The organism is Marinobacter sp. Arc7-DN-1 (assembly GCF_003441595.1).
GTDB classification, from domain to species: Bacteria; Pseudomonadota; Gammaproteobacteria; order Pseudomonadales; family Oleiphilaceae; genus Marinobacter; species Marinobacter metalliresistant.
The window spans coordinates 1,379,676-1,402,558 of sequence record NZ_CP031848.1; the positions used below are offsets into that span (position 1 = coordinate 1,379,676).

Annotated in this window: 25 protein-coding genes; 14 read left to right on the plus strand and 11 right to left on the minus strand. The window is 58.6% G+C overall.

The window, feature by feature from the left end; genetic code table 11:
* Window positions 1-78: 78 nt before the first annotated feature.
* Both D0851_RS06380 and D0851_RS06385 read right to left on the minus strand, forming a co-directional pair.
* Window positions 79-360, minus strand: a complete 282-nt coding sequence (locus D0851_RS06380) for a hypothetical protein (protein ID WP_117617881.1) — start codon at window positions 358-360, stop codon at window positions 79-81.
* Window positions 361-451: 91 nt separating this feature from the next.
* Entirely contained in the window at window positions 452-703 is a 252-nt protein-coding gene (locus D0851_RS06385; protein WP_117617882.1) for a hypothetical protein, read from the minus strand.
* Between the two features lie 182 nt (window positions 704-885).
* Here D0851_RS06385 and D0851_RS06390 point away from each other — a divergent pair, with 182 nt between their 5' ends.
* Window positions 886-2,154 carry an alkane 1-monooxygenase gene (locus D0851_RS06390; RefSeq protein ID WP_117617883.1) on the plus strand — a complete coding sequence of 423 codons (1,269 nt, stop codon included), beginning with the start codon at window positions 886-888 and terminating at the stop codon, window positions 2,152-2,154.
* A gap of 217 nt (window positions 2,155-2,371) precedes the next feature.
* Here the strand turns inward: D0851_RS06390 and D0851_RS06395 are convergent, their stop codons facing one another.
* The gene (locus tag D0851_RS06395; RefSeq protein WP_117617884.1) at window positions 2,372-3,151 is read right to left on the minus strand and encodes a crotonase/enoyl-CoA hydratase family protein; all 780 of its coding nucleotides are present in this window, start codon (window positions 3,149-3,151) and stop codon (window positions 2,372-2,374) included.
* Between the two features lie 108 nt (window positions 3,152-3,259).
* Window positions 3,260-5,062, minus strand: a complete 1,803-nt coding sequence (locus D0851_RS06400) for an acyl-CoA dehydrogenase (RefSeq protein ID WP_117617885.1) — start codon at window positions 5,060-5,062, stop codon at window positions 3,260-3,262.
* 284 nt (window positions 5,063-5,346) lie between these two features.
* Here D0851_RS06400 and D0851_RS06405 point away from each other — a divergent pair, with 284 nt between their 5' ends.
* From D0851_RS06405 to D0851_RS06445, 9 genes are all read left to right on the plus strand, one after another.
* Window positions 5,347-5,535: a hypothetical protein gene (locus D0851_RS06405; RefSeq protein WP_117620309.1), complete on the plus strand. Its 189-nt coding sequence runs from the start codon at window positions 5,347-5,349 to the stop codon at window positions 5,533-5,535.
* A 454-nt stretch (window positions 5,536-5,989) separates the two neighbouring features.
* Window positions 5,990-8,791, plus strand: a complete 2,802-nt coding sequence (locus D0851_RS06410) for a monovalent cation/H+ antiporter subunit A (protein WP_117617886.1) — start codon at window positions 5,990-5,992, stop codon at window positions 8,789-8,791.
* Complete coding sequence (locus D0851_RS06415; protein WP_117617887.1) at window positions 8,791-9,159, plus strand: Na+/H+ antiporter subunit C; 369 nt, start codon at window positions 8,791-8,793, stop codon at window positions 9,157-9,159. The genes D0851_RS06410 and D0851_RS06415 overlap by 1 nt, the downstream gene beginning before the upstream one ends.
* On the plus strand, window positions 9,156-10,673 hold the full coding sequence (locus D0851_RS06420) for a monovalent cation/H+ antiporter subunit D (protein ID WP_117617888.1): 1,518 nt from the start codon (window positions 9,156-9,158) through the stop codon (window positions 10,671-10,673). Before D0851_RS06415 ends, D0851_RS06420 begins: the two co-directional genes overlap by 4 nt.
* A complete protein-coding gene (locus tag D0851_RS06425; RefSeq protein ID WP_117617889.1) occupies window positions 10,673-11,161 on the plus strand; it encodes a Na+/H+ antiporter subunit E in 489 nt (162 codons plus the stop codon). Before D0851_RS06420 ends, D0851_RS06425 begins: the two co-directional genes overlap by 1 nt.
* Complete coding sequence (locus tag D0851_RS06430) at window positions 11,158-11,427, plus strand: K+/H+ antiporter subunit F (protein WP_117617890.1); 270 nt, start codon at window positions 11,158-11,160, stop codon at window positions 11,425-11,427. The genes D0851_RS06425 and D0851_RS06430 overlap by 4 nt, the downstream gene beginning before the upstream one ends.
* Before the next feature lie 39 nt (window positions 11,428-11,466).
* Window positions 11,467-11,799 carry a Na+/H+ antiporter subunit G gene (locus D0851_RS06435; RefSeq protein WP_117617891.1) on the plus strand — a complete coding sequence of 111 codons (333 nt, stop codon included), beginning with the start codon at window positions 11,467-11,469 and terminating at the stop codon, window positions 11,797-11,799.
* Between the two features lie 96 nt (window positions 11,800-11,895).
* Window positions 11,896-12,177, plus strand: coding sequence for a pyrimidine/purine nucleoside phosphorylase (locus D0851_RS06440; RefSeq protein WP_117617892.1), 282 nt, complete (start codon window positions 11,896-11,898; stop codon window positions 12,175-12,177).
* 169 nt (window positions 12,178-12,346) lie between these two features.
* Complete coding sequence (locus tag D0851_RS06445; protein WP_117617893.1) at window positions 12,347-13,990, plus strand: fatty acid--CoA ligase; 1,644 nt, start codon at window positions 12,347-12,349, stop codon at window positions 13,988-13,990.
* Between the two features lie 57 nt (window positions 13,991-14,047).
* On the opposite strand, the gene D0851_RS06450 is transcribed toward D0851_RS06445, so the two are convergent.
* The 6 genes from D0851_RS06450 to D0851_RS06475 form a co-directional block, all read right to left on the minus strand.
* Window positions 14,048-15,301, minus strand: coding sequence for a D-amino acid dehydrogenase (locus tag D0851_RS06450; protein WP_117617894.1), 1,254 nt, complete (start codon window positions 15,299-15,301; stop codon window positions 14,048-14,050).
* Window positions 15,302-15,446: 145 nt separating this feature from the next.
* Window positions 15,447-15,803: a translation initiation factor Sui1 gene (locus D0851_RS06455; RefSeq protein ID WP_117617895.1), complete on the minus strand. Its 357-nt coding sequence runs from the start codon at window positions 15,801-15,803 to the stop codon at window positions 15,447-15,449.
* Between the two features lie 37 nt (window positions 15,804-15,840).
* Window positions 15,841-16,368: a DUF4136 domain-containing protein gene (locus D0851_RS06460; protein WP_117617896.1), complete on the minus strand. Its 528-nt coding sequence runs from the start codon at window positions 16,366-16,368 to the stop codon at window positions 15,841-15,843.
* 85 nt (window positions 16,369-16,453) lie between these two features.
* On the minus strand, window positions 16,454-17,059 hold the full coding sequence (locus tag D0851_RS06465) for a YigZ family protein (protein WP_117617897.1): 606 nt from the start codon (window positions 17,057-17,059) through the stop codon (window positions 16,454-16,456).
* A 51-nt stretch (window positions 17,060-17,110) separates the two neighbouring features.
* Window positions 17,111-18,418, minus strand: a complete 1,308-nt coding sequence (locus tag D0851_RS06470; RefSeq protein WP_227539466.1) for a sensor histidine kinase — start codon at window positions 18,416-18,418, stop codon at window positions 17,111-17,113.
* Window positions 18,419-18,426: 8 nt separating this feature from the next.
* Complete coding sequence (locus D0851_RS06475) at window positions 18,427-19,113, minus strand: response regulator transcription factor (protein ID WP_117617899.1); 687 nt, start codon at window positions 19,111-19,113, stop codon at window positions 18,427-18,429.
* A gap of 178 nt (window positions 19,114-19,291) precedes the next feature.
* On the opposite strand from D0851_RS06475, the gene D0851_RS06480 reads away from it, so the two are divergent.
* From D0851_RS06480 to D0851_RS06490, 3 genes are all read left to right on the plus strand, one after another.
* Complete coding sequence (locus D0851_RS06480) at window positions 19,292-19,636, plus strand: hypothetical protein (protein WP_117617900.1); 345 nt, start codon at window positions 19,292-19,294, stop codon at window positions 19,634-19,636.
* A 62-nt stretch (window positions 19,637-19,698) separates the two neighbouring features.
* The gene (locus D0851_RS06485) at window positions 19,699-20,865 is read left to right on the plus strand and encodes a GNAT family N-acetyltransferase (RefSeq protein ID WP_117617901.1); all 1,167 of its coding nucleotides are present in this window, start codon (window positions 19,699-19,701) and stop codon (window positions 20,863-20,865) included.
* A 47-nt stretch (window positions 20,866-20,912) separates the two neighbouring features.
* The gene (locus D0851_RS06490) at window positions 20,913-21,578 is read left to right on the plus strand and encodes a hypothetical protein (protein WP_227539467.1); all 666 of its coding nucleotides are present in this window, start codon (window positions 20,913-20,915) and stop codon (window positions 21,576-21,578) included.
* A gap of 13 nt (window positions 21,579-21,591) precedes the next feature.
* On the opposite strand, the gene D0851_RS06495 is transcribed toward D0851_RS06490, so the two are convergent.
* A complete protein-coding gene (locus D0851_RS06495) occupies window positions 21,592-21,807 on the minus strand; it encodes a dodecin (protein ID WP_117617902.1) in 216 nt (71 codons plus the stop codon).
* 195 nt (window positions 21,808-22,002) lie between these two features.
* On the opposite strand from D0851_RS06495, the gene D0851_RS06500 reads away from it, so the two are divergent.
* Window positions 22,003-22,773, plus strand: a complete 771-nt coding sequence (locus tag D0851_RS06500) for a DUF3750 domain-containing protein (protein ID WP_117617903.1) — start codon at window positions 22,003-22,005, stop codon at window positions 22,771-22,773.
* Window positions 22,774-22,883: the final 110 nt, after the last annotated feature.

Here is a 22,883-nt window from a genome sequence, read left to right on the forward strand (position 1 = left end):
GCTTCAATACTTTCCTCCCCCGGACGCTGGCCAGGACCTGCCGGCGCGGACAGAGGCACGCCGGCGGAAATCCAAGCGTTATTGAGTAGCCTCCTCCATCCTGTCACCCGCTTCTTCGGCGGCATCGCCCATCTCCTCGGCTGCGTTTTCCGCGCCTTCCTGTAACTCGCCCATGGCGCTTTCGTCCTGGCCGGTGGCTTCCTCGTAGGTTTCCTCGACTGAATCGCCAGCCTCTTCCATCATATCGCCGGCATTGTCCGCAGCTTTTTCTACATCGACACCCTCGTTGTCTTCGGAGCTGCAGGCGGCGAGGCCCAGTGTCAGAACCACCAAAAGCGCACTCAGTGTGAGCTTGTTCATACCATATCCCTCTGTTGGTAAGTATTTACAACGCGAAACAGGGTACGGCGAGGCCCGGCCTAAAGGCAATTACCGGGCGATTACCCTTTGGTTAGCCGGCGCAGTCAGACAGCGACCGGCCATTGATGGTGATGAGGTGGTCAAACGGCAGCATGGTGCCTCGCCCCAGCAGCAGGAAGTCCTGCCCGGCCCGACTGCAAAGCTCGCGAATAACATCGTGAACCAGGCATATCTGGCCGGCACTGTCCCGGTAGGCCACCTCGATCAGTTTGCCTGAGCCGAGATACTCCCGGAGCATAGCCTGAACGGCATAAGAGGCGGTGGTGGAGGGCCGGTCTGCCATGGCTGATTCTTCCCTGTGATCGGGCTCTTCTTTAACTCATGAGTCTGGCTCAAAAAGCCGCCTTTGGCCAAAAAATGTCATTTGTCATTTTGAGCCAAGGCGCCCGCGATAATGCGCCGACCGTTGCATTGTCAGATTGTTCGACATAAATTGATAGTACGCGCACCGAACAGGAGAAAACAATGAACGCCAAGACCTCTGACAACCTGGAATCGCATAAAGTCATATCCCCTGGCGAAACCGATTCCACTGGCAACTGGAAGGATCCGAAACGCTATATGTGGTTGCTCGGCCCTGCCCTGCCGGGTATTGGGCTCGCGGCCCTGACCGGTTACGCCCTGGCACCGAAGAAGCTGAAAGCCCTGGCCTGGACCGGCCCGGCCCTGGTACACGGCATCATCCCGGCGCTGGACCGTGCCATTGGCGAGGATCAGAGCAATCCGCCGGAATCGGCGGTGCAGACCCTGGAACAGGACAAGTACTACGACCGGATCGTAAAAGCCTTTATTCCGACCCAGTACGCCATGACCTTTTTGGGCGCCTGGCTGGCCAGCCGCAGGAATACCCCCCTGGACGACAGGATTGGCCTGACGCTCACCGTGGGCGCCATCAATGGTGTGGGCATCAACACCGCCCATGAGCTGGGCCACAAATCGAACAGGCTGAACAAGCTGTTGGCGATGGCGGCTTTGGCACCCACCGGGTATACCCACTTTGTTGTCGAACACAACTTCGGCCATCACATGCGGGTGGCCACACCGGAGGATCCGGCCAGCAGCCGGATGGGCGAAAGCTTCTGGAAGTTCCTGCCACGGACAGTAATAGGCGGCATCAAGTCCTCCATCAGGATTGAGAAGGCGAGACTTGCCCGCAAAGGCAAGGGCTTCTGGAGCCTGGACAATGAGCTGCTTCAGGGCTGGGCCATGAGTGCCGGGTTCTTTGGTGCGACGACGTTGATTTGCGGCCCTCGGGCGTTGCCGTTCCTGGCGGCGCAGGCGGTGTATGGCGCTAGTTTGCTGGAGAGCGTGAATTACATTGAGCACTATGGCCTGCTGCGCCAGAAGGACAAGAACGGAAAATACGAGCGCACCCAGCCGGAGCATAGCTGGAACAGTAATCATATTGTGACCAATCTGTTCCTGTATCAGTTGCAGCGACATTCAGATCACCATGCCCATCCTCAACGCAGCTTCCAGGCTTTGAGGCACTTCGAGAAGGCGCCGCAGTTGCCGGGTGGTTATGCGTCGATGCTGCTGCCGGCTTACCTGCCGCAGTGGTGGTATGAAACCATGGATAAGCGGGTGATTGATCACTACGAGGGGGATCTGAGCAAGATCAACTGGGATCCGGATCGTAAGGAAGAGCTGATGGCCAAATATGCGGATTACGCAGCGGAGGTGGCGGCTGAGGCGAGGGCCCGGCGCGCTGCCGCCAAATCCGAAGCTGCCTGAAGCTCTGCGCCCAGCCTTCTTAGGTTGGTGCAAGCAGTCGACCGGGGCACTCCTTCCGGGAGACGCCATAAACCCATCCCTGGGGGCTTGAGCGCAGCATCCCTGCTGCGCACACTCCCGGAAGGAGCGCCCCGGTCGACTGCCCCGAACTTTGGCAAGATAGTCGAATTTGCCTGAAGCGCTAAAGACAAATCTTCCCCGGGAACAAGCTTGTAGCTCACTTCCCTCGAAATACCGCTTCCCGCCTTTCCAGGAAGGACTGAATTCCCTCTTTTACATCGTCACTGGCCATTACCGGCTGCAGATCCGGGAATAAACGCTGTTTCGCGACTTCCTGCCCTTCACTGACTGCGATCTTTGACGATCTCAGACTACCCTGGACACCCAGAGGGGCTGCCTTTGCAATTTTCTCGGCGATTTCCAGCGCGACATTAAACTGCTCACCCGGCTCCACCAGTTCCTGTATCAACCCCCATTGGTAGGCCTGATCAGCGGTCCATTCGTCGCCAGTCAGCAGGTATCGCTGGGCATTGCCCCAGCCGATTTCCCGTTGCAGCCGGATGGTCGCGCCACCGCAGGCGAAGATGCCGCGTTTGACTTCCAGTTGGGCAAAGCGGGTGCCTTTGGCAGCAACCCGCACATCGGTGTTGAGCATCATTTCCACGCCGCAGGTAAAGCAGATGCCCTGGGCGGCGAAGATGACGGGTTTGCTGAGGCCGGCTCCGGTAATGTGGAACGGGTCCAGTTCGCCCTCGCCCGGCTCGATGCCTTTGCCGTTGGCAAACACGCCGGCCCAGTCGTCCAGTTGCAGGCCGCTGGTGAAGTGGTCGCCTTCGGCGTACATCAGCCCGACCCGCAGATCCGGGTCGCTCTCCAGCTGGTAATAAGCCGCCGCGATCTGGTGGTACATCTCGCGGTTCATGGCGTTCATTTTTTCCGGGCGGTTCAGCCCGATCAGCAGGATGTGGTTTTTCTTTTCAACGTTAACCAGGGCCATTGCCTTCACCTTATATATCGTTTTTCTTTTCCGCGTGCTGCACCTAAGTCTGGGCGCAATCGGCTGGGACCCCTTTCAGGGACCCAGCCGATTGTGCCTCCTCTCAGATCAGAACCACTCGGATTTCATGTTGAGGCAGGTGTCATCCTGATTCCTCAGCAATACCAGGTCCTGAGCCACGGTTGGTAATTCCCAGTGGAAGAAGTACTGCGCAGCCTGGAGTTTGCCCTGGTAGAAGTTGCGCTCGTTATCGCTGTTGGCGGAACCCAGGGCGTGGGCAGCCGTGTTGGCCTGGCGGAGCCACATCCAGGCGACAATGATGTGGCCGAACAGGTGCAGGTAGCAGGAGGCGTTGGCCAGGGTTTTGTCGACTTCGCCGCCCACCAGGGATTTGCCGAGGCTCTGGGTGACTTTTACCGCCTGCTGCAGGGTTTCGCTCAGGGACAGGGCCCATTGCTGGCAGCGGTCGGTGGTGGCCGCTTCCAGATCCACCTGCATTTCCTGCATCAGCAGCTGCAGGCCGTGGCTCTGGTCCTGCCAGATCTTGCGGCCGAGCAGATCCAGGGCCTGAATGCCGTTGGTACCTTCGTGGATAGGGTTCAGGCGGTTATCGCGCCAGCATTGCTCAACCGGGTATTCCCGGGTGTAGCCGGCGCCGCCGTAGACCTGAATGGCCAGATCGTTGGCCTTGGGGCCGTAGTCGGAGGGCCAGGCCTTGATCACCGGAGTGAGCAGGTCCAGCAGCTTCCCGGCTTCTTCGCGTTTCTGTTCGTCCGGGTGGGTGTGCTGGTCGTCCATCAGTCGGGCGCCATAGAGGCACAGGGCCAGACCGCCCTCGCTGTAGGCTTTCTGGGCCAGCAACATGCGCCGGACATCGGCGTGGTCGATGATGGGGACCTGCGAGGATTCCGGGTTCTTCTCGCTGGCCTTGCGGCCCTGCAGGCGGTCTTTGGCGTATTCCAGGCTGTGCATGTAACCGCGATATCCGATCACGGCAGCGCCAAAACCCACGCCAACCCGGGCTTCGTTCATCATCTGGAACATGTATTTCAGGCCCTGGTGGGGCTCGCCAACCAGGTAGCCTTGGCACGGGGCGTCGTCACCGAAACTGAGGGCAGTGGAGGTGGTGCCCCGGTAACCGAGTTTGTGGATCAGGCCGGCAAGGCTGACGCCGTTGCGTTCGGTGGGGTTGCCCTCTTGGTCCACCAGGAATTTAGGCACGATAAACAGGGAGATGCCCTTCACACCCGCCGGAGCGCCTTTGATCCTGGCCAGCACCATGTGAACGATGTTGTCGGTGATGGATTGTTCACCACCTGAGATGTAGATCTTGGCGCCCTTGATCAGGTAATGGCCGTTATCCGCAGGCGATGCCGAGGTGCGGATGTCTGCCAGGGAGGAGCCGGCGTGGGGCTCTGTCAGGGCCATGGTGCCGCTGAACCGGCCGCAGAGCATGTTCGGCAGGAAGGTGGTTTTCTGCTGTTCGTTGCCGAAGACGCGGATGAGGTTGGCGGCGGCGGTGGTCAGGAACGGGTAGCCGGCGGTGCCGGGATTGGCCGCGGTGAAGAAGCCATTGCAGGCGGCCATCACGGATTCTGGCAGTTGCATGCCGCCCAGCTCATAGTCATAGCGTCCGGCGATAAAGCCAGCCTGGGCATAGGCCTCGACGGCTTCTTTGACCTGCGGCAGCATCTCGACCTGGCCGTTGACGAATTTGGGTTCGTCCTTGTCGGCGGCACTGTTGTGGGTGGCGAACTTTTCCCGGGCCATTTTGTCGGCGGTTTCGATGACGGCATCGAAGGTGTCGCGACTGTGTTCGCTGAAGCGCTCGCGGGTGGTGAGGTTTTCAGTATCGAGAACTTCGTAGAGCTGGAACGCCAGGTCGCGGCGGTCGATCAGGGTGTCGGTCATGCTGGGTCTCCTGTTTGTTGCAGACAGCCTCTCACAACTGGTTTTTTCTGGGAACCGGCGCTTGCGACATAATCATGGTCACTATTGCCACACTCTGGCCAAACCCTGCCTGCTACCGGACTCATCAGGTGCTCGCTGGCCGGGGCATGAAGCGGGCGGGTTCGGGCTCTGATCTCCCGCAGAATCGCTTTCTGGCGCGGGTTATGCAGCTAATTTTCCTGAAGGCCAGGTTCCGGCCGGTAACGTAAAGAATACCGACAGGTGTAGATATGGGGAGGTTCGCCATGAACGCACCAATCAGACAAAGCCAGGCAGATATTCTGGGCCGGCTCTATGATATGAAACGCAAACAGATCGAACACGCCCTCCAGCAGGGGAACAGCTTGCGCTGCCAGGTACTTGAAGCAGAAGCCGAGGCTATTTCAAGCGCGTTGAAATCCGTTCGGGAGCCGCTTGCCCCTATCGGCTGTTGATTGCCATTCCTGGTCACCTGTTGCCGTTTTCCGACGGTATCAGATGGCCGGCACCACTTCGGCACCTTGACGGGTGGCCCGTTGTACGCCGAACTTCCCCGGCGACATCCGCGCCACCAATCAGGTGCCGGGCACACCTTGATCAATGGCAAGTTGACTTGACCTTACGAACTGGCCACGTATCATCGGATTTCAAGTTTCACTGACGGAGCAACCATGACCGTAAGGTCTTTCGGCTGCATTAGCATTATCCGCCCACCTGTTGCCGCTGACATCGCGCGGCACCGGGGACGCCTGCCGTACTTCCCGGACCCGCCCGTTGCCTGCTGATCCACCCTGACACCCCCACGGTAAAGGCACCGGAATGCACTAGGCGGGGTGGCTGGCCGAAGACTAGACTCAGGCAAATACGCCTTAGATGTTCACGTGAAAGAAAACCAATAACGAGGTTGCGATGTCGCTACCGCTGGTTGTTTTACTGCCTTTCCTGGGCGCCATGGCCGCACCCCTGTTCGTCCAGGGTGGGCGGACCGCGATTGCCATCGCATCGTCGGTACCCGCCCTGATTGCCCTTGCGGCCCTCTTTCCCCACTGGCAAACCCTGGCTGATGGCGGTGTGGTGCTGCACAGCTATGAATGGTTGCCGGCCCTCGGTCTCTCGTTCAGTTTCCGGCTCGACGGGCTTTCGTTGCTGTTTGCCTTGCTGATACTGATCATCGGGCTGCTGATCATTCTTTATTCCCGCTACTACCTGAAAGCCCACGAAAACGTCGGCAAGTTCTACGCGCTCCTGCTGTGTTTCAAGGGTTCCATGCTCGGGATCGTGCTTTCGGGCAATCTTCTTTTAATCATGATTTTCTGGGAGCTGACCAGCCTTACCTCATTCCTGCTGATCAGCTTCTGGACCCACAAACAGGACGCCCGGCGCGGCGCCCGGATGGCCCTGGCCGTGACGGGCGGTGGTGGGTTTGCGCTGCTTGCCGGCATACTGATCATCGGCAACATTGTTGGCAGCTTTGAGCTTGATGATGTCCTGGCAGCGGGTGACCTGATCAAGAACCATGCCCTCTACCCGGTTGTCCTCACTCTCGTTCTGCTGGGTGCTTTCACAAAATCCGCCCAGTTCCCGTTCCATTTCTGGCTGCCCCATGCCATGCAGGCACCCACGCCGGTATCGGCCTACCTGCATTCAGCCACGATGGTTAAGGCCGGCGTCTTTCTGATGGCCAGGCTTTACCCGGCGCTGGCGGGCACCGAGCAATGGTTCTACATGGTCAGCTTTACCGGCATGGCCACCATGCTGCTGGGCGCCTACACCGCCATGTTCAAGCACGATCTGAAAGGCCTGCTGGCCTATTCAACGGTGAGTCAACTGGGCCTTATTACCCTGCTGTTCGGCATGGGCACCCAGCTTGCGGCCGTTGCGGCGATTTTCCACGTGATCAACCACGCCACCTTCAAGGCCTCCCTGTTCATGGCCGCGGGCATCATCGACCATGAAACCGGCACCCGGGATATGCGCCGCATTAACGGGCTCTGGCGTTTCATGCCGCACACGGCCACCCTGGCCATGGTTGCTGCCGCATCGAACGCCGGGGTGCCGCTGCTGAACGGCTTTCTGAGCAAGGAAATGTTCTTCGCCGAATCACTGGCGCTGAACCTGCCGGGGCTCTGGGCCTGGCTGCCACCAATCGTGGCGACCCTGGCGGGCGTCTTCACGGTGGCTTACTCCGCACGTTTTATCCACGACGTTTTCTTCAACGGCAAGCCGGTTGATCTTCCGATCTACCCTCCACACGAGCCTCCCCGTTACATGAAGATCCCGGCGGAGATTCTCGTGTTTGCGCTCGTCATGATCGGCATCTTTCCGGCCATCTCGGTCGGCCCGCTGCTTTACATGGCGGCATCCGCCACATTTGGCGGCAATGTGCCGGATTACCAACTCGCGGCGTTCCACGGTTTCAACCTCCCGCTGATGATGAGTTTTTTCGCTTTTGCCGGCGGTTTGCTCATGTACAGCCAACGCCAGCGCTTTTTCGATTTTCACGCACGGTTCCGGGAAATCGATGAAAAGGCCGTATTCGAGGCCGTCGTCTCCCGCATTGTCGACCTGGCCAACCGGTTTACCGCACGGCTGGAAAACGGTTCGCTCCAGCGTTACGCGGTGCTGCTGGTCGTCAGCGTGATCACAGTCGCGGCCATGCCTGTTCTCAGCCTTGGCATTTTTGTCGGGGAGAACGGTCTCAGCCCGATAGACTGGCCAACCGCTATTGCGGCCGGGGTGCTTATCCTCTGTGCGCTGGCCACCGCAGCCATGCACAGGGAGCGGTTCTACGCACTGGTTCTGCTGAGCGTGGTCGGCCTGATGGTGGCCCTTGCGTTCGCCCGCTTCTCGGCGCCGGACCTGGCGATGACCCAGTTGTCCGTGGAAGTTGTCACGATTGTTCTGCTGATGCTTGCCCTTTTCTACATGCCATCCTGGACGCCCGTCGAAACCTCCAACGGGCGGCGGTTCCGCGACATTGCCATTGCCCTGGCAGCGGGAACCGGCATGACGCTGGTTACCCTGGCGATGCTGACACAACCGTTCAGCTCCATCTCCGATTTCTTCCTCGAAAACAGCAAGCCCGGCGGTGGCGGCACCAACGTGGTCAACATCATTCTCGTGGACTTCCGTGGCTTCGACACCCTGGGCGAGATTACCGTTCTGGCCATCGCGGCCTTGGGCATTTACGCCATGCTCAAGAACATTGCCCTGACACCGCCACCCGGCGATGGTCAGGGACACGCGTGGACACGGGATGCCCATCCGTTGATGCTGCGCCAGATTGCCCGCCCGATGCTGCCGCTGGCGCTGATGGTTTCCGTGTTCATCTTCCTGCGGGGCCACAATCTTCCGGGCGGCGGCTTTATCGCCGGCCTGATCACGTCGGTTGCCCTGATCCTCCAGTACATTGCCAGCGGAATGATCTGGACCCAGGACCGGATTTCGTTCCGCTATCACAATGTGATCGGTCTGGGCCTGCTGTTCGCAACCGTTGCCGGCGCGGGCAGCTTTGCCTTCAGCTATCCGTTCCTCACCTCCACCTTTGGTTACATTACCTGGCCGGTGGTGGGCAAGTTTGAGGTTGCCTCGGCCCTGGTCTTTGATCTGGGCGTCTACCTGACGGTTATCGGAGCCACCCTGCTGGCCCTGGTGAGCATTGGCCGGCTGTCTCCCCACTCCGCCATCAAGAGTAAAAAGGAGGGTGCGTAATGGAGCTTGTTTTCGCACTGGTTATCGGTGCCCTGACAGCATCCGGCGTTTATCTGGTTTTGCGGGCACGCACCTTTCCTGTGGTGGTGGGTCTCACTCTGCTGTCCTACGGCGTGAACCTGTTTCTTTTTTCCAGTGGCCGGCTGGCGACCGGACAGCAGCCTGTTATCGGCACCGCAGCAAACTATTCCGATCCGCTTCCCCAGGCGCTGGTGCTTACCGCCATTGTGATCGGCTTCGCCATGACCGCATTTGTTGTTGTGCTGTCACTACGAAATCTGGCGGATCACGAGAACGACCATGTCGATGGCCAGAAACCCTATAAATCCCCCGCCCCCGAGGAAGAAGAGGAGGTAACCGGCCAATGAACCACTGGCTTACCGCTCCTGTTCTGATTCCCCTGCTCGGAGGTATCCTGCAGGCGTTGATGGGTTACGCCCCCATCAGCCTGCGCCGCACGCTGGCGTTGGCAACCACCGTTCTGATACTGGTTTCGGCCATTGTGCTGCTGGTGCTGGCCAACGACGGCAGCTACCGGATTTACGCCCTCGGGAACTGGCAGCCTCCGTTTGGCATTGTTCTGGTGCTTGACCGGCTGGCCGCCCTGATGCTGGTCATGACCGCCGTTCTGGCCCTGTTCTGCCATACCTTCGCTATTGGTGGCGCCGATGAGGGCAATCGCCAGTTCCATGCCCTGTTCCTGTTTCAGCTCATGGGCCTGAACATTGCCTTCCTCACTGGCGACCTGTTCAACCTGTTCGTTGCCTTCGAGGTTCTGCTCATTGCCTCCTATGGCCTGCTGATGCACGGCGGAGGAACGGTAAGAACCGTGCCGGGCCTGCATTATGTGGTGCTGAACCTGGTTGGCTCCGCGATATTCCTGATCAGTGTCGGGATGATCTACAGCGTTACCGGCACCCTGAATATGGCGGATCTGGCGGTCAAGATCCCCGAGGTTTCCGGTGAAAACCTGAATATCGTCAAGGCCGGCGGCATGATGCTGCTGGTGGTGTTCGGCTTGAAAGCCGCCATTCTGCCCCTGTGTTTCTGGCTGCCAAGAGCCTATTCGAAAGCCACGGCTCCCGTCGCCGCTCTGTTCGCGGTAATGACCAAAGTCGGCGTTTACGCCATTTTGCGGGTCTATCTGCTGATCTTTGGCGACAATGCTGGCGAACTCGCCAATCTCGGTATGGACTGGCTGTTCCCCATTGCCCTGGCTACCCTCGCCATGGGTGTCATTGGCGCTCTGGGCTCCGGCAGCCTGAAAACCCTGGTCGCCTGGCAGGTAATCATTTCGGTGGGCACGTTGCTGGCTCCGGTCGCGCTTGGCTCCGAGGCCGGTCTTTCCGCTGCCCTGTTCTACCTGCTGAGCACCACCTGGACCGTCGGCGGCCTGTTCCTGGTCTCGGAGCTGGTGGCTGACCAGCGGGGCACGGCCACTGACCGAATCGTTACCGCTCCACCGATGCAGAACCGCACTTTCCTGAGTGTCCTGTTCCTGATCGGTGCCGTTGCCGCGGCCGGCCTCCCGCCCCTGAGCGGTTTCTTCGGCAAGGTACTGATCCTGAAAGCCGTTGAGCCGGGAACCGAGATGGCCTGGCTGTGGTCGGTGCTCCTGATCGGCAGCTTCCTCACTATCATCGCCTACAGTCGTGCGGGAAGCATTGTTTTCTGGCGGACCGTGGACGGCCATATGGAAACGCCAGACCCACTCAACGGCCGGGTTTCCATCGCCACCGGCGCGTTGGTCGCCCTTGCGGTTGTCATGGTTGTGCTGGCAGGTCCCATCACCCGCTATACCGACGCGACGGCAGCACAGCTGCATAACAATGACGCCTACATCGAAACCTTAAAGACCCCCATGGTCGGGGAGGGTGACTGATGCTTGATCGCCTGAGTTTTCCGCAACCCTGGTTGAGCCTGATCCTGTTCACTACCTGGCAGTTGCTCAGCGACGGCGTGTCCGGCGCCAGTATCGTGATGGGCCTGATCCTGGCCTGGCTGATCCCGCAACTGACTCAGGGCTTCTGGCCCGAGCGGCCGGCGTTCGTTAAGTCCTGGCGGATGCCCATGTATCTGGCTGTCGTGCTCAAGGACATTGTGGTTGCCAGCTTCTCGGTCGCCCGCCTGATTCTGAGCCCGCGCCAGCCGCGCCCGATTTTCGTCTGTTACCCTCTTCAGCTCGAGCAGCCGCTGGCGATTACCATCCTCGCCAGCACCATTTCGCTCACACCAGGCACCGTCAGCGTCGATGTCAGCGATGACAACAAGACCCTCCTGATCCACGCCCTTGATGCAGCCAGCGACCAGGAGGTCATTGGCGCCATACACAACCGCTACGAGAAGCCGTTGATGGAGATGTTCCAATGATGACAATCGCCCTCTACACCTCGATTTCCATGGTCACCCTGGCGACCCTGCTCAACGTCTACCGGCTGATCAAGGGGCCGGACGCACCAGACCGGGTACTGGCACTGGACACGCTCTACATCAACGCCATTGCCCTGATTATCCTGCTCGGAATCGCCCTGGGGACGCGGATGTACCTGGAAGCCGCCCTGCTTATTGCTGTCATGGGCTTTGTCGGAACCGTGGCCATGGCCAAATACCTGAAGCGGGGCAGTGTCATTGAATAGGATTGCCCCGAACCGGTTTCGTCGCGGAGGATACTGACCATGAGTCTGATCACCGAATACGTTATTTCTGCCCTGCTGCTGCTCGGGAGCGCCTTTACCCTGGTTGGCGCCATCGGCCTGGCCAGGCTGCCGGACTTTTTTACCCGCCTTCACGGCCCAACCAAGGCTACAACCCTGGGGGTCGGCGCCATCATGCTCAGCTCGGTGATTTACTTCAGCGCCAGGGGCGAGGGCGTGGGCATTTCGGAGATCCTGATTACCCTGTTCCTGGTAATCACGGCCCCGGTCAGCGCTAACATTCTTGCCAAGGCGGCCATGCATATAGGCGTCAGAACGGTGGAAAACACCGCAGGCAAGCCCTGGGAGCAGTGAATGGCCGCAGTTGGCACACTGACCGGGATTTTGTCATTGGACTTGAAGATTTTTGCCGTATAGTAGGCCCCCAAACCCTTATGAGGAGCCCAGCATATGCTGAAAGTAAATGAGTATTTCGACGGTAAGGCCAAGTCCATTGCCTTCCAGACCGCCACCCTGCCCGCCACCGTTGGCGTAATCAGCCCGGGCGAATACGAGTTTGGCACCAGCAAGAAGGAAACCATGACGGTGATCAGCGGGGCCCTGACGGTTCTGCTGCCAGGCATGGAGGAATGGATGACCTACGGTGCCGGTGAGGGTTTTGATGTTGCCGGGCAGGCAAGTTTCAAGGCAAAGACCGACATCGACACCGCCTATCTCTGCACTTACGAGTAACATCCGGGACAACAACAGAATTTTCCGCAGAGCGAAACTGGATTTTTGCCTAAGCCACCGTTCGCTCTGCATTTTTTCACTTTTACCGGTTCCCGTTTCACCCAATCTGTGTCAGATTTAATCCTGTTTCTCGCGATAACACCAACAACTGGGAAAGAGGAAACGAGTAATGGCACAGACCCGCATTTTATCCCCGGCTGACAACGCCTATCAGTATCCGCTGCTGATCAAACGACTCCTGCTCTCAGGCCCCCGGTACAATCCGAACCAGGAAATTGTCTATTCAAACCGCAGCAAATACACCTATACCGATCTGGTTGAACGCATTCACCGCCTGGCAAACGCCCTGACGGATGCCGGTGTTAAACCGGGTGATACGGTTGCGGTAATGGACTGGGATACACCCCGGTACCTGGAGTGTTTCTTTGCCATTCCGATGATTGGCGCCATTCTGCATACGGTCAATATCCGGTTATCACCAGAACAGATCGTTTACACCATGAACCACGCCGAGGACGACGTTGTGCTGGTGCACGACGACTTCCTGCCGATTATCGAGGGCGTGAAAGACGACATCAAAACGGTCAAGACCTGGATTCAGCTCACCGACAACGATGCCCCACAAGCAACCTCTGTCGATGCCATCGGTGACTACGAAACCCTGCTTGCAAAAGCGAATGACCAGTTCGACTTCCCGGACTTTGACGAGAACAGCGTGGCGACCACGTTCTACACAACGGGTACCACAGGCAACCCCAAGGGCGTGTACTTCAGTCATCGCCAACTGGTACTGCACACACTGGCAATGACAGGCACGGTGGCCTCATTCGATGAGATGCCGCTAATGCGCTCCTCATCGGTTTACATGCCGGTAACGCCCATGTTCCACGTCCACGCCTGGGGTGTGCCCTATGCCGCCACCATGATGGGCATCAAACAGGTCTATCCCGGCCGTTACGAGCCCGAGTTGCTGGTAGACCTTCTAAAAGAGCATAAAGTCACCTTCTCTCACTGCGTACCCACCATCATGCAGATGATGATGGCCACCGAGTCCATCAAGACGGCAGACCTGAGCAACTGGCACGTCCTGATCGGTGGCAGCGCACTGACCAAAGGACTATGTGACGCAGGGACAAAACTCGGAATCAAGATGTACACCGCTTATGGCATGTCTGAAACCTGCCCGCTGCTGAGCGCCTCACACCTGAAACCCGAAGATTTGGAGCTACCCCTTGAGCAGCAGACCGCTATCAGGGTAAAGACAGGGATTGCAACACCGATGGTTGAGCTGGAAATCGTGGACCCGGACGGTAACCCGGTTCCGCACGATGGCCAGGCCAAAGGCGAAGTCGTGGCTCGCGCTCCCTGGTTGACCCAGGGTTACTTCAAGGAGCCCGAAAAAGGCGAGCAGCTCTGGGAAGGCGGCTGGCTGCACACCGGTGACGTGGCCTCCATGGAGCCGGACAACACCCTCACCATCAAGGACCGCATCAAAGACGTGATCAAGACCGGCGGTGAGTGGCTGTCCTCCCTCGACCTGGAAAACCTGATCAGCCAGCACCCGGCTGTGGCCGGCGCTGCGGTGGTGGGTGTACCCGATGAAAAATGGGGCGAGCGCCCGCACGCGCTGGTCACCCTCAAGCCCGGTGAAAATGCCGGTGTCGAGGACATCCAGAATCATCTGATGCAGTTCGTGGACAGCGGTGAGATCAACAAGTGGGCCATCCCCCGGCAGATTGATTTTGTTGAGGATATCCCGAAGACCAGTGTTGGCAAGATCAACAAGAAGCTGATCCGGGATCAGTTGAAGTAACTTGCTGTGTGAAAAAGGGGTCAGATGAACGCTTTCATCTGACCCCATTTTCAGTCTTTACAGTCCGGAGAACGTAAAATCCACCTCCGGCGTGCGACCATCAATAATATCGGCCAGGGCCGCCGCCGAGCCGCAGGAGTGGGTCCAGCCCAGCGTACCGTGCCCGGTATTCAGGTAGAGGTTGGCGTAGTGGCTTTTGCCAATGTACGGAACGTTGGAAGGCGTGGCCGGGCGCAAGCCGGTCCAGAATTCGGCCCGGTCCCAATAGCCTGCCTCGGGCATCACTTCCGCGGTGCGGCGGACGATGGCGCGGCAACGGGTGTAATTGAGTTTTCGGCTGTAACCACTGAGTTCCGCCGTGCCCGCGACACGGATCCGATCGCCAAGACGTGAGTAAACCAGCTTGTATTCATCATCGGTGAGGCTGACCTTGAACGCCGCTTCTTCATTCCTGACCGGCACGGTAATGGAATAGCCCTTGGCCGGGTAGATATTCAGGAAGATACCCAGTTGCCGGGCCAGTGCGGCACTGTAACTGCCAAGGCTCAGAACGTAGGCGTCCGCCCGCAGTGTCTCATGGCGTCCATCAGTCAGTGCCTGAACGCCCAGCACTCGCTCACCCGCCTCTTCAAAACCGAGGATCCGGGTGCCGTATCGAAACGCCACACCCGCCTCCGCGCAACGCCGGGCCAGGTTCTGGGTAAACATCCGGGCGTCACCGGATTCGTCCTCGGAGGTGTAGGTTGCCCCTGCAATCCGGTTCCGGATGGGTTTCAGGGCCGGCTCCAGTTCAACCGCCTGATCGGCATCGATAATCTGGCGGTCGCAGCCAAGAGACTGCATGATCCGGGTAGGCTTTTTGGCACCCTCAAACTCGGCAGGATTGGTGTAGAAGTGCAAAATGCCTTTCTCGAGGTGGTCGTATTGCACATTGGCAACCTTGCGCAGCGCCTGTAACTGGCTACGGCTATAGGTACCCAGATTGACTATCTGACGAATATTGTGAGCTGCCCTGGCAGAGGTGCACTCCCCCAGAAAGGACAGCGCCCAGCGCCACTGGGCAGGGTCGAGCTTTGGCCGGAACAACAGGGGCGCATCCGGTTGGCTGAGCCATTTCAGGACTTTCAGGACAGCCGACGGTTTAGCCCAGGGTTCGGCGTGCGAAACGGAAATCTGACCACCGTTAGCGTAGCTGGTTTCCAGACCCGCCTGGTTCTGCCGGTCAACAACGGTAATCTGGTGCCCCTGCGTCTGAAGAAACCAGGCCGTTGTTACGCCCACGACGCCTGCACCCAAAACCAGTATATGCATGCTTGCCTCCGGTCAAACGGAACCCGCAACCCATGGGGGTATACCCCGGGGTTTTCCGGCCAGACTCCGGTCAATTTGGAACTTGGGATTTGTTGCTTGAGGGCACTATTGTAATGTGAGCGTCCGGTGATTGCGTGTTATACCATCAGCCACCGGCGCGCTTGACTGCCCAGCCCTTCTGCTCCAGCAGGGGCACCAGGATGTCTCGCTGATCACCCTGAATTTCAACAACGCCGTCTTTCACGGTGCCCCCGGTACCACACCTCGCCTTGAGAATCTTTGCGTAGGCCTTGAGTTCCTTGTCGTCCAGGGGAATGCCAGTGATCAGGGTCACGCCCTTGCCCTTGCGCCCTTTGGTTTCGCGGCTAACCCGGACAATGCCGTCTCCGGCGGGCCGCCTGGAATCACCGCAGGTGCAGTCAGCGACGGGGTTTCTGCAACCCGGGCACATTCGACCCAGCCCGGTTGAAAAAACCAGCCCGCCCTCAGATCGCTTCTTCATTCTGTCTCCGTGCTGCCTGTTTTGCTCACTCCATCTTTCAGTCAAGGCCGGGAGGATACTTGGTAAACATTTCAGCCACCAACTCGTCGATCAGCGCTCTCCGGGTTTCGGGCGACTGGTTCTCGTTCAGATAGCGGCGACTGGCAGCCCGCCATACAACCTGCTTGGACTTGCTGTCCGCCAGCTCGACCACCAGCTTACCCTCTTTGATTTCGCGAACCGGAGGCGGCGCGGACAACGCCCAACCAAAGTTCCCGTGGCCAAAGCCGAACCCCAGTCCCAGGCCAGTCTGCTCGAGTCTGTCCTCGGGAACAATCTGCCAGCTCACCAGCAAACCGGCTTCCGCCTCCGGAACCTGCAGCAGCGCTTTGCGATTAAGCTCCCTTTCAATGGCGCTCCGCACCCGGTTGCCGTCCAGGGAGACAAAGGAGGACTCCGTGCCAGGCACAAACGCCCAGGACGTGTAGTTTCCGAAAACCACAGACGAGTTGTAGTCTGTCACCACATTGCTGGCGCAACCGGTCATGGCCAGTGCGACTATCGACAACATCAGTAAACGCATCATCACTTCTTCCCTCAATGGAGGATTTAACTGATAACCAGTATACGCACAGGAAACGCGAAACGCGCGAGGGTGCCCTTCAGACCCATCACCTTTCAAAACTGTAATCCAGTTTCTGGGCATCGCAGAAGGCCCCGAATTGCTGCGCCCTGTTCTCCGGGACCGACACGCGGGCATGCACGGACGGACCGTAATCGACCGAGTCCACCGACGCGCCATGCAACTCGCACCAGTGTCTCAGAGGCTGCTCGTCGGCGAAAGACAGGGTAACCCGCGCCTCAATCACGGGCTGCCGGACAACCCGGTCTACCGCAGAAAGAACACGCTCGGCAGCACCCGCATAGGCCCGCACCAGTCCTCCGGCACCGAGTTTAATGCCCCCGAAATACCGGATGACCATCACAAGCACATCGCCCATATCCTTGTACTGAATCACATTCAGTATGGGCTTTCCGGCGGTTCCGGAAGGTTCGCCGTCATCGTTCATGGCGGCCTCGGCCGCGGAGCCGGGGCGGCCAATCTGGTAGGCCCAGCAGATGTGGCGGGCGTCCGGGTGGTCTTTTTGGGCCTGCGCCAGCCAGGCTTTCACCTCATCGCGGGAGCCCACCGGGGCTACCCGCGCGATAAAACGGCTTTTTTTCACTTCCGTTTCCCGCTCAAGGTATCCCGCAGGAACCGGGTAATCTTTTTTCATGGAAAATGACCTATGGCCTCTGACGACAAATACAGCAGCGAGCCGGCGCCCTCACCCACCGATAAACACCGGAAGGCGAACCGTCACCCTCAGGCCGCCCGCCTCCGCGATGGTTGCATCAATCCGGCCATCGTGAGCGGAAACGATATCTCTGGCAATAGCCAGCCCCAACCCCCAGCCCGTTCCACCCCGGGACTTATCGGCCCGGAAAAACGGCTCGAACAGGTGTGACAGTGCCTCCTCCGGGACCCCCGGGCCATCATCTTCAACGGCCAGACTAAGCCACCCATCGGAGACCGATAGGGCAAGTTTCACGGCCTTGCCTGGCGGAGTATGGTCCAGGGCATTCTGCAGAATATTATCGATCGCCCGCTGCAACAGCCCCTCATCGCCAAGCACCGAGGTGCCGGCACTTTCCGGCGAGGCAACAAGTTTGCAGTCGACGCCCTGATGCTCCGCGTAATCCGCCGCATCCTGCAACACCCGGTTGATCACCTTTACCGGCTTCAGGGGCTCACGCTCAATATCCCCGCCAGCTTCGGTTACCCGGTACAGTGTCAGAATCTGGCCCGTCATCGTATCGAGTCGCTCGTTCTGGCGCAGAATGCTGGCCATCAGCTCCTCATCTGCACCGGCCTCGCTCGCCAGCTCAATGGCAATACGCTGGCGTGCCAACGGTGTCCGAAGATCATGGGAAATATCCCGGAGCAAGTGTTTCTGCCGTTCCAGCAGGCTGCACAGCTGCTCCGTCATGGCATTGAAGGCCGTTGCCAGCTGCCCCACTTCGTCTCTACGCCGGGCAATGCGATCACTTACACGAAGCGAATTGCCCCCCCGTGAAATTGCCTGGGCCGTTGTTTCCATGTGCCTGAGAGGGCGGGATACCCGCCGGGCAATCCACCAGCACGCGAGGGAAATCATCACGAAGGCAAGGCCGAGTTCAATGACTCGGAAAAACCGGGGGTCCAACCAGCCCTCCCCCACGGCCCTTGGCCATGCCACCAGGCGATAATCCTCGTTGATATCCAACACCGCAGGCTTCTGCGGATACCAGCGCGAATCCATTCGCTCACGAATGTGCGGGGGCAGCCTGCCATCATTTTTATCTTTTTCAAGCAGGATCAGGTGTAGATCGAGTCGCTCGCCCTCTGACTTGAGAAAACGCCAGACACTGCCCCGCTCGCCCGATTCACGGATTTTTACCGCTTCCCTGGCAAGGTCCAGCAGTCCCGCCTGCCGCTCAATGGCCTGCCGCTCCCGGTCGAGAAGCACCCGGGTCGCTATGTTGCTGACCACAACGGTCAGGGCCATGGCGAGCCAGATCGAAAAAAAGATCCGCCAGAAAAGTGGAAATATCACCTGATGCTTCATTCCGGTACCCGATAACTGTAGCCAAGACCTCGCACGGTTTCGATCCTCGGTGGATCCTCGTTACCCAGCTTCCTTCGAAGATTACTGACATGCATATCCAGGGTCCGGTCGTAGGCCTCAAGCCTTCGACCCAACGCCCACTGCATCAGATCGGTTTTGCGAACCACGCTGCCGGCGTGGGCCAGCAAAACCTGCAGCACTTCGTATTCCGTGGCCGTCAGTTCCAGTGCTTTATCGTTCTGATAAATTCGGCGATGGCCCGGTTCGACTCTCAGATCACCATAAGTCCGGGCAGCATTGACCTCTGTTTTCTGATCCCAGGCAATCCGGCGCAACAGGGCCTGTAAACGAGCCACCAGTTCCCGGGGATTGCAGGGTTTGGGAATGTAATCATCGGCACCGACTTCAAACCCGACGATCCGGTCGGTTTCATCGCCCCTGGCCGTCAGCAGCACAACCGGCAAGTGAGTTTCTGCCCTGAGCTCTCTCAGCACCTCAAGCCCACTGATATCTGGCAGCATAATATCCAGAACAACAATGTCGCAGTCCTGTCCCAACGCCAGAGCCAGACCATCCCGGCCATTGGCCGCTTCACGGACGGAGAAGCCCTGATTGTTCAGATAGCGGGCCAGAAGCTCTCGCAATTCATCATCGTCTTCGACCAGTAAAACCCTGCTCTGCATCTTTGCTCTCCACCTTGACTGCAAGAAGTCTAACACGCTCACGACAAGCCGCTGATTCGGCGTAATTTCCTTTGCAGAACCTTTACACAGACCTGACGCTCGTTGACGAAAGGTGGCGCTAACATAGCAACCGTTAACGCAACAGCTGCCAACGCAGCAACTATTGGAGAATAGCTTTATGAAAACACGCACCAGTTCAATCCTTGCCGCAGGCGCCCTTGCTTCCGCCCTGTTGATGAGCAGCCCGGCCCTCATGGCTGACGATCACGGTTACAAGCATCGGGGCGACAGACATGACATGGCGGAGATGTGTGAGAACCTCAAAGATGGCAAAGGTAAGTTCAACAGGGAAGAACGCCAGCAAGAGATGGCGGAGCGTCGTGAGGCTATGGCCGAGCGCCTCAAGCTGAACGATGAGCAGCGTGAAATCTGGAACCAGATGCACGAAGAAAGGCGCGAAAAGCACGAGAAGCGCATGAAAAACTGGCAGGAGGAACTGAAAAAACGCTGCGCCAAATCCTAGGGGTGATCAGAAGCCGGGTTCTGACGTATGGTATCGGGTAGATCAAGGAGTACTGCCCGACCATGCCAGAATCCGGACTTTCCGACCTCACCCTGGAAACCTGTGACAGCATCACTGCCATTCCTGCGCAGGAATGGCAACGACTGGCAGGACGCACCAACCCGTTTCTCCGCTACGAGTTCTTCCAGGCGCTGGAGGCGTCTGCCTGCACCTCTGCGGCTACTGGCTGGACGCCAAGTCACCTGGTTTTCCGAATGGCCGGTAAAATCGTCGGCATAGCACCGGCCTTTCTGAAAAGCCACTCCATGGGTGAATACATTTTTGACTGGGCCTGGGCCAATGCCTACCAACGTCATGGCCTCGATTACTATCCGAAGTTACTGATCGCCGTTCCCTTTACACCCTCCGCAGGCCCCAGGTTGTTGCTGGATCCGGATCTGCGCCGCCAACTGAGACCGGAACAGCTTCATGACTTGCTGGATACGCTGACCAGAAAGCTTGGTGCCCACTCCTGGCACCTGCTGTTTCCGGACAGCGATGACCAGAAGCTGCTCCATCATGACCGGGAGTTGCACCGCATCGGCTGCCAGTTCCACTGGCACAACCACGGTTACCGGAACTTCGAGGATTTTCTGGGAGCGCTGAATTCACGCAAGCGCAAATCCATCCGCAAGGAGCGTCGGCAGGTGGCCGAGCAAGGAATTTCTTTTGCCCGCTTTCACGGTCGGGGCATCCCGGACCATGTGCTCTCAGCCTTCTACGTGTTCTACCAGGCAACCTACCTGAAGCGTGGCCAGCGCCCCTACCTGAACAAGCGGTTCTTTGAACTTCTTCTGGAGCAACTGCCCGGGCATGTGCACCTCATCATGGCGGTTCGCGAAGGCGAACTGATTGCCGGCGCACTGTTCCTGGCCGGTGAGAACATCCTGTACGGTCGCTACTGGGGGTGCCGGGACGAATACAACCACCTGCACTTCGAGACCTGCTATTATCAGGGTATCGAGCTGGCCATGGACCTGGGCCTGACGCACATCGACGCCGGCGCCCAGGGCGAGCACAAACTGGTGCGGGGCTTTGAGCCCGTTATTACCCATTCCTGGCATGGCGTTCTGCACCCGGGCTTTCGCGAGGCCATCGGAAACTTCACCCGGAAAGAAGCAGACCACGTGCTCGATTACTTTGAAGACGCCAGATCTGTCCTGCCCTTCCGACAGCAGGGGCAGGATTAGCTTCTATACTGAAAGTCCGAGACAGGAATTCGACGGGGTCAGATACCATGGACACGGACGCGCTTTGGCGCATGCTCTCATCAGTCAATTTGCCGCTGCTGGTCGCTGCGGGAGCCTTACTGCTGGCCCTGATTTCCCTTAGTCTTATTTCCGGCGCCCGACACCGCAACCGGGACCAGCTGGCGAGCTTACGCGAGAAGTGCGACACGCTCTGGCGTGAGTTAGATGACATTCGGGTGGCGCAATTCAACCGTCCTGGCGATGCCGGAAGCGCTGGGGCGACCTCGTCATTTGAGGAAGCCCGCTACCATACCGAGATGGAGGCCTACAGTAAGATCTGGCCACAGGTGTGGCAACTTTACGAGCGCCTGGGCACCTTCCTGAGGGCCGTAGAAGCGGGTGAGCCCGCAGGGGAGTTGAGGCTGGAATCCCGGAACGCCGCCCTGGAAGCGCGTCACCTTCTGAACAGGAACCGCCCATTCTGCAGTGAATCCGTAGATGAACTGGTCACACGATTGATTGACGCCGAAATCAAGGCACACCTGGCTGCCTGCCAGTATCTGGATCTTCTTAAAGACGTCACCAGCGCCTCATCGAACCACGACCGGCGGGTCCTGCAGGACAAATGCCACAGTCTGCATGAGGGAGAAGCCCGGGACCTGATCAATCAGCTGGCGTCATCAATCCGGCAACGGGCCATCCGAAGTAGCTGAAGACCAGTGGGCCTTAGCTGTCAGTAATACGAAAACCCACTTTCATTACCACCTGATAGTGGCCCACCTTGCCTTCAACGATGTGGCCACGGGTTTCCGTCACCTCAAACCATTCCATGTTGCGGACACTCTTGCCACATTCTTCAAGCGCACTTTCGATGGCGTCTTCAATGCTTTTTTTGGACGAGCCAACAATCTCCACTTTCTTGTAAACATGATGGTCAGACATAATAGGCCTCGCTGAAAATTTGTTCGTGATACCCCTGAGCCTAGAAGACAAGCTTCGCTCCGGCAAACCACGGCACCACCCAGTGCTCATCCGCGAGGTAACCGCGATCGTACTCCTTCACTGCAATCCTTCTGCAGGCCCGGAACTTATCGGCGCTGACCAAGTCTCGAAGGTCTGACCACACTGGACAGGTTCATGAAACGATTTTTCAAATACATCGGGTGGCTTCTTGGTGGTCTGCTACTCCTGCTTTCCGGACCAATCCTCCTGGCCACCAGCGGCAGCCTGCAGGGCGCGGAAAGCTGGCAGACCGCCACCCGGGAGAGCGCGGGCATCGCACCGGCACCGGAGACAACCGAGGAAGCGATCGTGCAGGTTTATGGCGCACGGGCCTGGAGCTGGCGCGGTTATTTTTCGGTGCACACCTGGATTGCCACCAAGGAGAAAGGTGCCAGCTATTACCGTGTTCACGAGGTCACCGGCTGGCGCCACTATGTGGTCAACTCCCTACCGGGTGAACCGGACCGACACTGGTACGGCGCGAAGCCGGAGCTGTATGCGGACATACGGGGCAAAGAAGCAGAGAAACTGATCCCCGATATCTACCAGGCCGTGAAATCCTACCCCTACCCGACCGAGTACGAAGCCTGGCCCGGACCCAACAGCAATACCTTCGTTGCCTGGGTGATCCGGGAGGTGCCGGGGCTCGAAGTTGCACTGCCAAGCCATGCGATTGGCAAGGATTACCTGGGTGATCAGTTCGTCGCGGAGGTGCCGGGCGGGGCCGGTTACCAGATTTCACTGGGAGGCTATTTCGGTCTGCTGGCAGGAATCAGGGAAGGTCTGGAGCTGAATGTGCTGGGACTGTCGTTCGGAGTTAATCCGCTGGCGCTGGGCATCAAACTTCCCGGTGTTGGAGAACTCGCGTTGCGAAACACGAACCCAATGCCCGATACCACTCCTTAGCCAGGGGGAACAGGCGGGCAGAGCCTTCCAAAAATGTGCGGAGCCATGGATGGCGGAGCCAAGCGTACATGGACGTATTCACAGCGGTTTTTGGGAGGCTCTGCCCGCCT